At 70.2% G+C, this 13,262-nt stretch carries 10 protein-coding genes and 3 tRNA genes; 8 read left to right on the top strand and 5 right to left on the bottom strand.

What is annotated here, in order from left to right; genetic code table 11:
- Positions 1-19 precede the first annotated feature (19 nt).
- The 4 genes from ACIBTV_RS20530 to ACIBTV_RS20515 form a co-directional block, all read right to left on the bottom strand.
- Positions 20-2,947 carry a M36 family metallopeptidase gene (locus tag ACIBTV_RS20530; RefSeq protein ID WP_396707051.1) on the bottom strand — a complete coding sequence of 976 codons (2,928 nt, stop codon included), beginning with the start codon at positions 2,945-2,947 and terminating at the stop codon, positions 20-22.
- A gap of 127 nt (positions 2,948-3,074) precedes the next feature.
- Positions 3,075-5,192, bottom strand: coding sequence for an acyltransferase family protein (locus ACIBTV_RS20525; protein WP_396707050.1), 2,118 nt, complete (start codon positions 5,190-5,192; stop codon positions 3,075-3,077).
- A 133-nt stretch (positions 5,193-5,325) separates the two neighbouring features.
- Positions 5,326-5,907: a TIGR03086 family metal-binding protein gene (locus ACIBTV_RS20520; RefSeq protein WP_396707048.1), complete on the bottom strand. Its 582-nt coding sequence runs from the start codon at positions 5,905-5,907 to the stop codon at positions 5,326-5,328.
- Between the two features lie 63 nt (positions 5,908-5,970).
- Complete coding sequence (locus ACIBTV_RS20515; protein WP_396707047.1) at positions 5,971-6,573, bottom strand: TetR/AcrR family transcriptional regulator; 603 nt, start codon at positions 6,571-6,573, stop codon at positions 5,971-5,973.
- Positions 6,574-6,873: 300 nt separating this feature from the next.
- Between ACIBTV_RS20515 and ACIBTV_RS20510 the strand changes: the two genes are divergently transcribed.
- The 5 genes from ACIBTV_RS20510 to ACIBTV_RS20490 all read left to right on the top strand — a co-directional run bounded on the left by ACIBTV_RS20510 (position 6,874) and on the right by ACIBTV_RS20490 (position 9,598).
- Positions 6,874-6,946, top strand: a tRNA-Gly gene (locus ACIBTV_RS20510).
- A 34-nt stretch (positions 6,947-6,980) separates the two neighbouring features.
- Positions 6,981-7,051, top strand: a tRNA-Cys gene (locus ACIBTV_RS20505).
- Positions 7,052-7,070: 19 nt separating this feature from the next.
- Positions 7,071-7,145, top strand: a tRNA-Val gene (locus ACIBTV_RS20500).
- A gap of 690 nt (positions 7,146-7,835) precedes the next feature.
- Positions 7,836-8,825 carry a zinc-binding alcohol dehydrogenase family protein gene (locus ACIBTV_RS20495; protein WP_396707045.1) on the top strand — a complete coding sequence of 330 codons (990 nt, stop codon included), beginning with the start codon at positions 7,836-7,838 and terminating at the stop codon, positions 8,823-8,825.
- A gap of 161 nt (positions 8,826-8,986) precedes the next feature.
- Positions 8,987-9,598, top strand: coding sequence for a CGNR zinc finger domain-containing protein (locus ACIBTV_RS20490; RefSeq protein ID WP_396707043.1), 612 nt, complete (start codon positions 8,987-8,989; stop codon positions 9,596-9,598).
- A 117-nt stretch (positions 9,599-9,715) separates the two neighbouring features.
- Here the strand turns inward: ACIBTV_RS20490 and ACIBTV_RS20485 are convergent, their stop codons facing one another.
- Positions 9,716-10,063 carry a DoxX family protein gene (locus tag ACIBTV_RS20485; RefSeq protein ID WP_396707041.1) on the bottom strand — a complete coding sequence of 116 codons (348 nt, stop codon included), beginning with the start codon at positions 10,061-10,063 and terminating at the stop codon, positions 9,716-9,718.
- Positions 10,064-10,748: 685 nt separating this feature from the next.
- Here ACIBTV_RS20485 and ACIBTV_RS20480 point away from each other — a divergent pair.
- From ACIBTV_RS20480 to ACIBTV_RS20470, 3 genes are all read left to right on the top strand, one after another.
- A complete protein-coding gene (locus tag ACIBTV_RS20480) occupies positions 10,749-11,384 on the top strand; it encodes a YceI family protein (RefSeq protein ID WP_396707039.1) in 636 nt (211 codons plus the stop codon).
- A gap of 66 nt (positions 11,385-11,450) precedes the next feature.
- Complete coding sequence (locus tag ACIBTV_RS20475) at positions 11,451-12,032, top strand: TetR/AcrR family transcriptional regulator (protein ID WP_396707037.1); 582 nt, start codon at positions 11,451-11,453, stop codon at positions 12,030-12,032.
- Between the two features lie 106 nt (positions 12,033-12,138).
- The gene (locus ACIBTV_RS20470) at positions 12,139-13,239 is read left to right on the top strand and encodes a Gfo/Idh/MocA family protein (RefSeq protein ID WP_396707035.1); all 1,101 of its coding nucleotides are present in this window, start codon (positions 12,139-12,141) and stop codon (positions 13,237-13,239) included.
- Positions 13,240-13,262: the final 23 nt, after the last annotated feature.

Below are 13,262 nucleotides of genomic sequence, written 5' to 3'. Positions count from 1 at the left end.
GCGCCGGCCCCGACCGCGTTCACTTCGAGAACGCCTGGAACTCCGCGATTCGGACCTGGCTACGCGCCGGGCTGGCGGTGGCGCAGTCGGTCGTGGTCGCCGGGTCGTCGTCCTGCTCACCGGCGTACGCCGGACCGCCGGTGCACTGGCTGTCCAGCACCTCCAGCCGCAGGTGGGTGGCGAGGGTGGTCGGCACCCGGAACTCCCGGAGGTTGATGTCCCGGGTGTAGGCCCGGTAGGCGCCGCCCGGGAAGGCGTCGTCCGCGCTGGTGTAGATGCGCTGCCAGTGCGCCGGGTTGGCGCAGTCGGTGGTCTTCGCGTTGCAGGCCAGCACCGCGAACGACCGCAGCGCGCTGAGCGCGTTCTGGCTGCCCGCGTCGGCGTCGCCGGTGATCGCCGGGCGCAGCATGCCGCTCACGTTCACCCGCTTCACCACCTGCGGCGCGTCGCCGGCCAGCGCCACGGTGACCTGCTTGCCGGCCACCCCGTCCAGCGAGGCCCAGTTCGTGGCCTCGGTGTCGTCGGCGATCCGGTCCAGGTTGACACCGTCGCCGCTGATCGTGGCACCGGACGCCGTGGACGCCAGGTTGCGGCTCATCCGCAGGTCGACGTAGCCCTTGTGGCCGGCCTTGGCGACGACGCTGAGCCGCTGGTGTCCGAAGCCGGGCGCCACGGCCAGCAGGTCGTACGTGCCGGCCACCAGCTCCACCGTGTCCGGCAGCGGGGTCGCCGGGTCGGTGTCCGCGATCGGGGTCGCCCGCGCCTCGTACGCCCCGACGTAGAGTTGGATCGGCGCGTCCTCGCTGTCCCCGCGGGGCCGGAGCGTGAACGTCGCGTTGCCGCCCTGCGGTGACGCGAAGCTCGGCGTCGGGTCGGTGTCGCCGGCGCCGTTGGTGGCGGCGTCACGGCCCATCCCGGAGCGGGCGAACTCGGCCCAGATCAGGTCCTGGTTCGCGCCCCCGAAGCGCAGCAGGTCGGCGGTGAGCATGTTGTCGCGCATGTCGAGCATGCTCACCTGGCTCGCCGCCTGCAGCAGGAACGAGTCGAAGACGAGCTGGGACCAGCGCCGGTTGCCCGGGCACTTGTCGGCCGCCACCTTGCCCTGCGCGCAGTCCAACTGCCGCTGCGGCGTGCCGAGGCCGTAGCGCTTGACCAGCGCGGAGCGCACCCGGAAGTTGGTGGCGCTCCAGATCTCGCCGTCGGCGTGCACCGCCGGCCCGCCGGTGTTGTAGCCGACGTCGGAGTAGTTCAGCGGGCTGCGGCTGAAGTCGTGGTTGCGGATGCCGCTGACCAGGTTGCCGGTGACGTAGCCGCCGGTGATGAACGGCGTCTCGCCCGGCGGGCGCAGGCCGTGCTGGTACAGGTACTCGGCGGCGAGCAGGTCGCTCCACGACTCACCCATCGACCCGCCCTGGTGACCGCCGATGCCGCTGTCCGGGCCGGCGATCATCCGGTTGCTGATCGCGTGGGTGTACTCGTGGCCGATCACCGTCATGTCGTAGTCGCCGTCCACGCACGGCGGGTACGGGCCGCCGGCCTGCGGCTGCCACAGGTACATGTTGGTGGTCGGCGGCAGGCCGTCGCGCGGCGTGCCCTGGTTGGCGTTGTTCCGGTTGCCGCTCAGCGCGCCCTGCTGGGCCCGGCCCTGCTCGGCGTCGTTGCCGAGCCCGTTCGGGGTCAGGTTGACCGCCTGCAGGTTCCAGGCCGACTCGGTGAAGCCCAGGTGGTAGGCCCAGTCGTGCATCCGGTTGTGCATGGCGAACAGGTTGGCGATGGCGGCGTCGGCGTCGTTGCGCTGCGCCGAGGTGAACACCTCGGGGTTGCACCTCGCCTGGTGCCACTGGTCGGTGAACGGGTACTCGTAGCGGCGCTCCGGGCTGGTCGTGGCCGGCACGACCGGCGTGCCGGCACCCCAGGAGACCACGGTGTTGGCGGAGTTGCCCCGCGAGGTGAAGGTCGGCGCGCCGGTGGCGACGTCGACGTCCCACGCGTTGCCGCCGGCCGGGTCGCGGAACGCGGCCACGCAACCCGGTGCGGGGTCGGCGCACCAGCGGACCCGCGGGTCCTGCCCCGGCCCGAGGTCACGCGGCGGGGTGGCCGGGAAGACCGCCCAGCTCGGGTTCTCCGAGTCGAAGTCGACCAGGTCCTCCCGGATCAGCACCTCCCCGGAGATCCCGTCGACGTAGGTGGTGAACGCCGCCGGGTGGTCGGTGTCCGAGCCGATCAGGGTCACCTCGTACGCGCTGCGCGGCCCCTGCAACGGCGTCGGCACGGCCACGGTCCGGACACTGTGGCTGGCCACGCCGGAGGCGTCCAGCCCGGCGTCGGCGAGCGCCGCCGCGTAGGCCTGCTCCGGGCTGAGGGTGGCCGGCGCGGGCGTCGCGGAGTCCCGCGAGAGCGAGGAGCTGACGGAGATGACGGTGCCGCCGGTGACGGCGAGGGTGACCAGGCCGTCGTGCCCGGCCGGCAGGTCGCCGAAGCGCTGCCGGAGGGTGACCACGGCGCCCTCGCCGATCGGGCGGACCAGCACCCGTTCCATGGCTGCCACCGTGGTCGCGTCCAGCCCGAAGAGGTCGCGGTTGGCGGTGAGGTAGGCGCGGGCGGCGGCCTCCGGCTCGGCGGGCAGCCCGGTGGCGAGCGGGGCCGCGCCGGGGCCGAGCGCGTGCGGGGTGCCCAGCTTGTTCCACCGGACGGACGGGTCGGCCTGGCGGGCGAGGCCGCGCTGGCGGTCGCTCGGCGCCGCCGAGCCGGCCCGGTTGTCGACGTCGGCATGCTGGTGGCCCTCGGCGAACGGGCCGGACCGCCGCTCGGTCGACGGGCCGGCGGGTGGTGCCGCGACGCCGGCGCCGGTCGGCAGCAGCGCGGCGACCACCGCGGTCGCCGCCAGGACGGGGATGAGCCGGCGTCGACGCCGGCTCATCCAGGGTGACCACTCCGGGTGTGGCACAGGACCTCCTCGTGGGAGCGGGATGACCGGCGTCTCGCCGGCCGCGCAGCGCGGTGACGCATGCCCATCTGTGGATATCAGTCGCCGGCTGACGACGGCAAGGCCACGTCACCACCCGTTCCTCAGATCACTTGAGCTCGCTGCGCAGGGCGTCCCGTACCCGTGGTGCCATGCTTCGTGCGTACGTGGCCGTTAGATGCCCTTGATCGCGGTAGATCAGGACACCGCCGATCACCGGAGCGCATCGCTGTGCTGGACAGATGGCGTCGGTGAAATCCAGGAGGCGGATTCCCTTCACACCCTTGGCGGCCTCTACCTGGGCGCCGCTCAACTGCAACGCCTCCTCCCGCGGCACGGCGCAGCGCGTGAGCTTCCTGGGATTCTTCGAAACGCATTCTGGTATGTCGATCCCGGGATAAGGAACGTCCCGGATCACCAACGTCCGGAGACCGGTATCCGCATACCGCGTCCAGGTGTCGCGCATCGCATCGATCCGGGCCTGCCATGAGGCGGCGCCAGTGAGAGCCACGCCATTCGGTGCGGGATGGTACGTCAGGCTGGAGAGGATGAGCAGTTGCGGCCGATCAGGGCCGGTCAACGCCGCGTGCAGCTTGCCGTTCCACTCCGTGCAACTGTCGAAGGGGCGGTTGTTGTACAGCACCGGTTTGTTCAACACTGGGCAACTGCCCTTGATGTGGGTCACCAGCCGCCACCTGTTCGCCTCGGCGACTGCCTCAAGGGCCGGTAGCCAGTGCGCGGCGTGCGAATCACCGGCCAGAACGACAGTGAAGTCGGAGTCCTCGTCGCCGTAGACACATGGCTTCAGCGCGGCCTCAGTCTCCTGAAGCAGGCACCGCTCTCGATAGGTAGCGGGCAGGTCCTGCCGAGCCGCGAGGGGGTCGGGGGTCATCGTCTCTACCCGGTCAACAGGCTGACCGGCCGCGCTGCGGCGAGGCTGGTCCCCGAGTACGCCGGCACCGAACTCTGCCTGTCTCGCCTCGCTGGAACTGCTCGCCGACACGCTCAGCGGAGGCAGCGCAAGGTCCGAGGGGGGGCTCGACGGCGGCCAGACGGTCAGTTGGAACAGGAGGGCCGCGATGATCGGGGCAGTGGTGGCCAGCGCGGCGAGCCGACCGGCCTGATGTGGCAGGGACAGGCCGAACCGGATCGGATTCTCTACGAACCAGTAAGTGAGTGCCGCTGGGATGATGGACAGCAGGACCACGGCGGAGCCCGTCGCCGGTGACAGCTCACCGAGTTGTGCCTCGGCCGCCACGAGTAGCGGCCAGTGCCAGAGATAGAGCGAATACGACAGAGCGCCGACGAACCGCATCGGACCCAGACCCAGCACGGCAGTGGGTCCAGCCCGACCGGCGGCGGGCCCGGCCGCGATCACCGCCGCTGTTCCGAGCGTGGGCAGCAGCGCCGCATAACCAGGGAATGCCATGTCTGGGGTGATCAGCAGCCCGGCGAGCACGACCGCCGCGAGACCCGCCCACCCGAGCCCCACCGCCAGCCAGCTGGGCAGCCGGGTCAGGTGGCGGCCGAGGATCGCCAGGCCACCTCCCAATGCGAGCTCCCACATCCGAGTGGTGCTGTGGAAGTACGCCTGAGAGGGGTTTGCTTCGGACAGGTACGTCGACCAGGCCAGGGAGGGGATTCCGACCAGCGCGAGCCCGATGAGCAGGCGCCGTTCGAAGCGGCGTCGGTCCACCGCCTTCCGGCCCCTTCTGCGGAACAGTCCCCAGGTGACCGCGATCAACAGCATCGGCCAGAGCAGGTAGAACTGCTCCTCCACGGCGAGAGACCAAAAGTGTTGGAGGATGCTCGGTGCCTCGTCCGCCTGTAGGTAGTCGACGGCCTGCCCGGCGAGGCGCCAGTTCATGACATACAGTCCGCTCGCCACCACGTCCCAACCGGTGCTGGCCCAGCGCAGCCGGGGAAGGAAGAGGTACGCCAGTAGCAAGCTGGCCAACAGGACCACGGCTGCGGCCGGCAGAAGCCGGCGGACGCGGCGGGCGTAGAAGCCGGCGATTGAAAGGCGCCCCGTTTCGGCCAGTTCCTTGACGAGTAGTCCTGTGATGAGGAAGCCGGAGATGACGAAGAAGACGTCTACGCCGACGAATCCGCCGGGCAGGCCCGCCAGTCCGGCGTGACCGACGAGGACGAGCAGCACCGCCACCGCCCGCATGCCTTCGATGTCACCTCGGAAGTCGGACCGCCCGTCGGTCGATTTCCGTCTCATCCTCACCCACCCACTCCGCTGTCTTCACTGGCCAGCGTTGCGCGGATCGACACCGCTGTCCGCGTGTAAAACGCATCAGGCAGGCGAGAGGTATGGCTGTTAAAGTCCGTTTCAGGGTGCGTAGGCCCTGCCGTCAGTCGGTGGGTGCCCAGTTCGGGTCGCGGCCGAAGGCGGCGATGAGGCGGTCCTGCTCGTCGGTGTCCGTGGGCAGGTCGACGCCCGGCTGGGTCAGCTGGTCACGCCGGTAGTCCTCGGCCCGCCCGGCGAACCACCGCGCGCACTCGCGGACGGCGTCCGGGTCGAAGCGCGGGTCGGCGCCGATCGCCACGGCCAGGTCCCAGCCGTGGACGAGGTGCTCGGCGAGGAGCTGGTGCAGGTACTCGGCCGCGGGGGTGTCCCCGCCGGAGAGGTGGACGCTGGCGTCCAGCACGTCGGGACGGCTCGCGGCGATCTCGGCCTGCGCGGCGGTTTCGCGGGCCGCCGCGCTCGGGTCGTCGCCGAGCTGGTCGCCGTCGAGGCGGTCGCCGACCTCGTCGACGGTGCGGCCGGCGAGCAGCGGAACGCTCCACCGGCCCTCGCTCACCACGTGGTTGACGAGCGTTCGCACGTCCCAGCCGGGGCAGGGGGTCGGGTCGGACCACTGCCCGGGCCCGACCTGGTCCACCCGGTCGACGAAATCGGCCAGGCTCCGGCGGTACGCCTCCAGCAGGTCCATGCCGCCGATTGTTCCCGGCCGCTGGTGCGGTATGAGCCGTTTCGCGGGCTTCGCCCGGATGGGTCAGTCGAGTACGGCCGGGTCGAGCCCCAGCTCCCGCGCGATGACGAGACGCACCCACTCGGTGAACTGCCGTCGGGAGATCACCCGGTCATGCACCGCCAGCTGCACCGCCAGGCCGTCGACCACCGCGCTGATCCGCCACGCGGCGCCGTCCGGGTCGGCGCACTGGAAGGTGCCCTCGCGTACGCCGTCCTCGATCACCTCGGCGAGGTCCTCGCGCCAGCGCAGGTCCAGCCGTCGCGAGACCCGTTCCATCTCCGGGGTGCGCAGCGACTCCGACCAGCCGTCGATCCACATCGACCAGGAGGTCGCGCGTCCGGCGGGGAGGTAGAGCTTGATGATCTTCCGAAGCTTGGTCAGCGGTGGGGCGCCGGAGCGGACCACCGCGTCGAGCCTGGCCAGATCCTGCTCGACCGCGTAGGCGAAGGCCTGGGCGAGCAGGCGCTCCTTGGTGGCGAAGTGGTAGAACACCAGGGCCTGGCTCACCCCGGCCGCCTGCGCGACGTCGGCTGTCCGGGTGTTGGCGAGCCCGCGCTCGGCGATCACGTCGCAGGCGGTGCGCAGCAGGGCATCCAGGCGGATCTCGGCCGCACGTCTTGTCACGACGGTTACCGTAACCCATCGGGACGAACACGGGCAGTTACCGCAGCGCTCAGGTCGGCCCGGACGACAGTCGGAAGCCGGACAGTTGCCGGTCGGCCCCCCGCCAGCGTCTTTCACGTTGGCGACGAGCGGGCGACGACCCAGGCCATCCTCCTAGGAAGCCCTACGGGGAGTGGTGACCCACCCGCCTGGGAAAACGGCCGAACGGAACACCGGACGCGCCGAGGGTCACCCCGAGTTGGCAACCGTTCGACCGCTCGGCTAGAGTTTCCATCCGTCACCGGGGAACGCCGGTGACACGCGGACGTAGCGCAGCTGGTAGCGCATCACCTTGCCAAGGTGAGGGTCGCGGGTTCGAATCCCGTCGTCCGCTCGGAGCTGCCGCCACGCATGACGGGGGCAACCTCGGTGGGGTGGCCGAGAGGCGAGGCAACGGCCTGCAAAGCCGTGTACGCGGGTTCAAATCCCGTCCCCACCTCAAGCACAACCACAGACTCGGGCGATTGGCGCAGTGGGAGCGCGCTTCCTTGACACGGAAGAGGTCACTGGTTCAAACCCAGTATCGCCCACCAGTAGTTTGAGCATGTCAACGGCTCGTTACCGGTCAACCGGCAACGAGCCGTTTTGCTATTGCTTCTTGCGTCGGGAGCAATGTGGGCGCGCATGATCGTTCGGCTTCATGCGGGCAGCTGGGGTTGGAGCCGGGGGTCGGATGCGTTCGTGGCCCTACCGCAGGTTCTCGGCGGCCATCCGGTAGATCAACTCCCGGGTCTCGAGAGCTGACGGGCGGGCGGCCACCACGGCTTAGGTAGGCCAGCCGGCAGGGTCGCCGGGGATCGCGATCTGGTGGGTGCGGACCGGACGGGGTAGGAGCCGGGCGGGTGCGGACAAGGATTGCCCGGTCTGGCCAGGACAGCCGTGGTCGGCTGTGGACGTGGCGGCGGAGCGCCGCGACCTCGTGGCGCAGCGCCAGGGCGCAGCTCACGGCGCGTGCGACAGGTATTGGCATCTACCGGCATCCCGGGTCGCGGCCAACACTCACTGTGACATAGCCGTAGAAATATCACCTATGTTGGCTCCGGTGGGTCGGGCAAGCCCTGCGGGAATACTTCGGTCGGCTACCTGGACGTATGGCGAAGTTGACTTGAGGGCGGAGCCCGACGCAGCCACTCGACGGACATACCCAAACTGGTTAAGCTTCTTTCGTGCCGTGAGCCATCGGTCGTCCGACCGATCGGCGGAGCCGAGGCGAGGAGCGAGCCATGCGGGCGATCGAATACGACCGGTTCGGCAGCTATGACGTCCTGGAGTTGCGGGAAAGGCGCCTGCCGGTGCCCACCGAGGGGCAGGTTCTCGTCAGGATGACGGTGGCCGGGGTCAACCCACTGGACGAGACGGTGCGTTCGGGAAAACTCGCACCCACCCTGCACAAGCCGCTGCCGATCCGGCCGGGTGGCTTCGGTGTGGGGTTGGTCGAGGAGCCCGGCACCTCGGGACTGGCCGCAGGTGACCGTGTCGCGCTGAGCGGAGGACGATACGGGGTGAGCACCGACGGTTCGTGGGCCGACTACATCGCGGTCGACGCGGCCCATCTGGTGCCGATCCCGGACGGCGTCGACGACGAGACCGCCGCCGCGCTGACCACCGGCGCCGGTTACCTGACCGCTTACCTGGCGCTGAAAGAGTTGGCGGGCTTCCGCGGCGGCCGGAGCGTACTGGCGCCGGGCGTCGGCGGTGCGGTCGGTCAGGGCGGCGTGGAGGTCGCCCGTGTCCTGGGCGCCTCGCAGGCCATCACCACGGCCACCACCACCGAGAAGGCGGAACTGGGTCGGTCCGCAGGGTATGAGGTCATCGACCTCACGCACGAGTCGCTGCGTGAAGGGGTGGCACGGCTGACCGACGGTAAGGGCGTGGACGTCGTGCTGGACGGCGTCGGAGGTTCGGTCACCGGGGAGGCACTCGGCTCGTTGGCCGTAGACGGCACCCTCGTCAGCATCGGTTACGCGGCTGGGGTGCGTGCCGAGATCAACGTGACCGACCTGATATGGAAGAACGGCCACATCCACGGATTCAGGTTCGCCTTGTTCACTCCCGAGCAGGTCAACGCCGCCAACGCGACCCTGCTCGACCTGGTCTCGCAGGGCGAGCTCCACCCGAAGGTGGCGCAGGTGCTCCCGCTGGAGAAGGCTTCCGAGGCGCAGCGCCTCCTGGCCGAGGGCGGCCCCTTCGGCCGCATCCTGCTCGCTCTGTGACCAAGCGCCGCAACAGGGTGACATGGGGCGTATGCCACCGCGCCGAGGGGTCCTGACGGGCACGTCTGCCGTGCGGACATGCCCGTTAGGATCCGCGGACACACCGTGTCAGTGCTGCGTGACGCCAGGGAATGTCGTGTTTCCGGAGAAAGGACAACGCCATGACGTGGTCGGCCACGGAGCGCTACGCCTTGGAGCCTGCTCCCGGCGGTCTCGCGTTCGTTCAGGACCTGCTCAACACCTCGCCCGCTGGCAGGCCGCGCCAGGCTGACTGGCTCGACGACCCCACCACCGCGCAGACGTGGCTGAGCGAGGCGTTCGCCCAGTGGAGCGCCACTTCCGGTCGGCCCGCTCCTGCTGTGGACCTCACTGATCGTGACTGCGAGGCGCTGCGGGATCTGAGATGGGCTCTCCGCAGGCTCTTCTCCGATCAGAGCGACGGCGCCGAGGCCGTGTCCGCGCAGGTACTGGCCGCTCTTCCCACACTGTCGGTCTCGATGCAGGTCGACGAGCGTGGCACCGTCGTCGCAGAACCTTCGGGTACCGGATGGCGGAGGGTCGCATCGCTTGCGCTGATCGAATGCCTCCAGGCCCAGCAGACCGACCAGCGGCGGCGACTGAAGGTATGCCGCAACGAGCGCTGCCCGTGTGCTTTCTACGACCGTTCACGCAACAACAGCGGCGTCTGGCACGACGTACGGTTCTGCGGCAACGCCGTGAACCTGCGCGCCTACCGCGCTCGCAAGCGGGAACAGGCCGCCTCCGGGGAGTGACCCTCGCGGCCACCCCCTGCCATCGGCGGCCGAGCAACGGGGCGCCCGCCGGCTGAGCTTGTTCCCTCCTTTCCGAACTGGTCAGAGCGTGGCGGACCGTTCCTGCTCGACCTCGCCCTACTGCCGTTGCAGCGCCAGGACCAGGGCGGCCACGGAGACGGCGAGGAAAACGGTCGGTCCGACCAGTTGACGGGAGCCCACCCGCAGGTGAGCGCCGATCGCGCCGACGAAGTACAGCACGAGGCCGGCGGCGGCGAGGATGCCCAACAGCGGCACGTCGATCCCGATCAGCAGTCCCACCGAGCCCGCCGCCAACACCGTGCCCAACACCGGTCCCCATGACTGCGGCAGGCGCTTCATGTCCAACTGGGCCTTGGGGTAGGCATGACCGATCAGGTAGGTGACGGCGGCGCTGCCGGTGAAGACCGCGGCGACGATGGTGACGGTGACATAGGCGGCGAACATGAATCCTCCTCTGGTGGGGGAAGGTCGGATGCTCGCTGGTAGGTCGACGTAGCCGGGTGGGATGTGACGGCGTCCGCCTCGTACTCCGCCCTGACCAGGCCATCGCCCGCGCGGACCGTCGACGCCCGAGCGGTCGCCGTCCGGGTGCGCGACCCGGACGGGAGGCGCGACGTCTGACCCGCCGGCCACCATTCGCCGCGCAATTCTTCCGGTTTGCGTCGCCATTCCTCCGCTGTGCTAGGGGGCGACCACGGTGCTGGCACCGCAATTCTTCGGCGCGGTGAACGTCGTACGCGATGGAATGGGTCGGAGCTCATCAATTCGACGGCGCAGGCAGCCGGTGAGATTGTTCACACGCCACTCGGCATCCCAGTGGTTGGACGTACGAGCGGCATCGAAGGCGGCCGACCTCGGTCCTCCCGTGGCAACGCCGGAATCCCTTTGCTGACACGGACATCGCCCGGGCCGGCCCCGTTCGGGCCGGTCCGGGGCGTGGTGGTCGGCGGTCCACGACGACCGGCCGGCGGCGTTTCGGCGCCTTTCGGACATGATCAGCCGAGGTCCTATCCTGAGCGGAGGGGGTGTCCGCGGTGATTGCGGCAATGGCGGCGAAAACGGCGCGCCCTTTTCACGGAGGGAAAGGCGCACGACCATGACGGGGCCCGCCACGCGTACGTGGGAAGGCATGACCATTCCGGTCGCCGGTACGTATGTGCTCGACCAGGCACACAAACGGATCGGTTTCCTGGGTCGGCACATGATGGTGAGTCCGGTCCGTGGTGAGTTCACCGAGGCCGAGGCCAAGGTCATCGTGGCGGAGGATCCGTTGCGCTCCTCCGTGACGGCCACGATCGGGACCGCGAGCCTGGTCACCGGGCACGACGACCGGGACGTGCATCTCAAGAGCGCGGACTTCCTCGACGTGGAGCGCTACCCGACGCTGGAATACCGCAGCACGGGCATCACCATGCACAGCGACACCGACTCGATCTTCTACTGGGCGCGGCTGCGCAGCGGCAACCGGCTGGGCCGCCGGGGCGGCGGCGACCTGCCGTCGGCGGCGTTGCGCTCCTCGGGCCGGTTCGTGGTGCACGGCGAGCTGACGGTCAAGGACATCACCCGGTCGGTCGATCTCCAGGTGGAGTTCGGCGGCGCCCGACGCGACCCGTACGGCCAGGACATCTTCGGGTTCACCGCCAGCGCGGAGATCGAGCGCGAGGACTACGGCCTGCTCTGGAACGTCGCCCTGGAGGGCGGTGGCGTGTTGGTCGGCAAGAACGTGCGGATCGAGATCGCCGGCGAGGCGATCCGCCAGGTCTGACCGGTCTGCCGGGGGGTGACGGGCGATACTTTGTCACTCGTTCCATAACCGGGCTAGCGTGGGCGCATGGCACGAACCCGCGAGTTCGACACCGACGCCGCCGTGGCGGCGGCGCTGGAGGTGTTCCGGCGCAAGGGCTACGAGGGCGCCTCGATGCGCGACCTGGCGCAGGCCACCGGCCTGGGCAGTGGTTCCCTCTACGCGGCCTTCGGGAGCAAGGACGGCCTCTACCTCGCGGCGCTCGACCTCTACCGGCAGCGCTACGCCGCGCCCCTGGTCGAGGTCCTGCGCTCCGGCAACAACGCCCGTGACCTGATCCGTGAGGTGTTCGTCGGTGCCGTGGACGACATCGTCCAGGACGGCCGGCGCTTCGCCTGCCTCATCGTGGGGGCGTCGATGGAGCGGGCCCACCACGACCAGCGCGTCGCCGACCGCCTCCGGGCGACCACCCGGTCACTGGAGCACGCGCTGTTCGACGTGCTCGCCGAGGGTCAGCTGCGCGGTGAGATCCCGGGCGACCGCAGCCCGGGCGACCTGGCCGGATTCCTGGTCACCAGCCTCCAGGGTCTGCGGGTGATGGGTGCGATCAACCCGGACCGGGCCGCGCTGATGCGGTCCGCCGAGGTCGCGCTGACCTGCCTGGACTGAACGTCGCGCTGAGCTGCCCGGACTGAACGCTGCGGACCGTGTCCGCCCTCAACCCCTGCCCGAATAGTGGAGCAAACGCTCCAGATATGTCCCAGAGGAGCTCGTCATGGAACCCATCGGAGTCGGCATCATCGGCGGCAGTACCTCGGGATGGGCCTCCGTCGGCCACATCCCGGCGCTCGCCGCCTCGCCCGCGTTCGAACTGCGCGCGGTCAGCACCTCCCGGCCCAGCTCGGCCCAGGCCGCCGCCGCCCGCTACGGGGTGCCCGGCTTCCACGATCACCGGGACCTCATCGCGCACCCCGGCGTCGACCTCGTCGTCGTGTCGGTCAAGGTCAGCGAGCACCTCGCCCTGATCACCGCGGCGCTGGACGCGGGCAAGATGGTCTACAGCGAGTGGCCGCTGGGCAACGGGCTGGCCGAGGCGCAGCGGCTCGCCGACCACGCCGCGAAGGCCGGCGTCCGCACGGTCGTCGGACTTCAGGGCCGGTACGCGCCCGAGGTGCGACTGGCCCGTGATCTCGTCCGGGACGGGTACGTCGGCCGGGTGCTGGGCACCACCATGGTGGGCTCCGGCATGGTCTGGGGCGGCGAGGTGGCCCACCACGGCCAGGCGTACTGGCTGGACGAGGCGAACGGCGCCACGCCGCTCACCTCCCCGACCCTGCACGCCGTGGACCCGTTGCACGCCGTCCTCGGCGAGTTCGAGTCGGTGACGGCGAACCTGGTCAACGGGCGGAAGCGGGCGACGGTCACGGAGGACGGCAGCACCGTCCCGGTGACCGTGGCGGACCAGGTCGCGCTGATCGGGACCCTGGTCGGAGGCGCCGCCGCCTCGGTCTTCTACCGGGGCGGCGCGTCCCGCGCCGGCAACTTCCGTTGGGAGATCAACGGCACCGAGGGCGACCTCGTGGTACGCGCCGAGTCCGGCAACATGCAGGTCAGTCACCTGACCCTGGCGGGTGGCCGGGGCTCGGACCGAACGGTCGAGCCCATCGAGGTCCCCGAGTCCTACCGGGCGGATGTGCCGACCGAGTTGGTCGGGACCCCGGCCGCGGGCGTCGCACGGCTCTACGGTGAGTTCGCGCGCGATCTGGCCGACGGCACCCGCAACGCGCCCGACTTCGCGCACGCGCTGCGCCGGCACCGGCTCATCGCCGCGGTCGAGCGGGCGTCCGCCACCGGCACGACCCAGACGCCGGCCTGAACGGCACCGCCACCGGGGTGGCC

It is taken from the genome of Micromonospora sp. NPDC049366 (assembly GCF_044466625.1).
Classification (GTDB): domain Bacteria; phylum Actinomycetota; class Actinomycetes; order Mycobacteriales; family Micromonosporaceae; genus Micromonospora.
This window is presented reverse-complemented; position numbering and strand designations above follow the sequence as displayed.

What these genes read in the sequence shown, in the direction of transcription:
- ACIBTV_RS20470 (WP_396707035.1), top strand. Translation starts at nt 12,139, where the DNA reads ATGGAACCCATCGGAGTCGGCATCATCGGCGGCAGTACCTCGGGATGG.
- ACIBTV_RS20525 (WP_396707050.1), bottom strand. Translation starts at nt 5,192, where the DNA reads ATGAGACGGAAATCGACCGACGGGCGGTCCGACTTCCGAGGTGACATC.
- ACIBTV_RS20495 (WP_396707045.1), top strand. Translation starts at nt 7,836, where the DNA reads ATGCGGGCGATCGAATACGACCGGTTCGGCAGCTATGACGTCCTGGAG.
- ACIBTV_RS20490 (WP_396707043.1), top strand. Translation starts at nt 8,987, where the DNA reads ATGACGTGGTCGGCCACGGAGCGCTACGCCTTGGAGCCTGCTCCCGGC.
- ACIBTV_RS20475 (WP_396707037.1), top strand. Translation starts at nt 11,451, where the DNA reads ATGGCACGAACCCGCGAGTTCGACACCGACGCCGCCGTGGCGGCGGCG.
- ACIBTV_RS20480 (WP_396707039.1), top strand. Translation starts at nt 10,749, where the DNA reads ATGACCATTCCGGTCGCCGGTACGTATGTGCTCGACCAGGCACACAAA.
- ACIBTV_RS20520 (WP_396707048.1), bottom strand. Translation starts at nt 5,907, where the DNA reads ATGGACCTGCTGGAGGCGTACCGCCGGAGCCTGGCCGATTTCGTCGAC.
- ACIBTV_RS20485 (WP_396707041.1), bottom strand. Translation starts at nt 10,063, where the DNA reads ATGTTCGCCGCCTATGTCACCGTCACCATCGTCGCCGCGGTCTTCACC.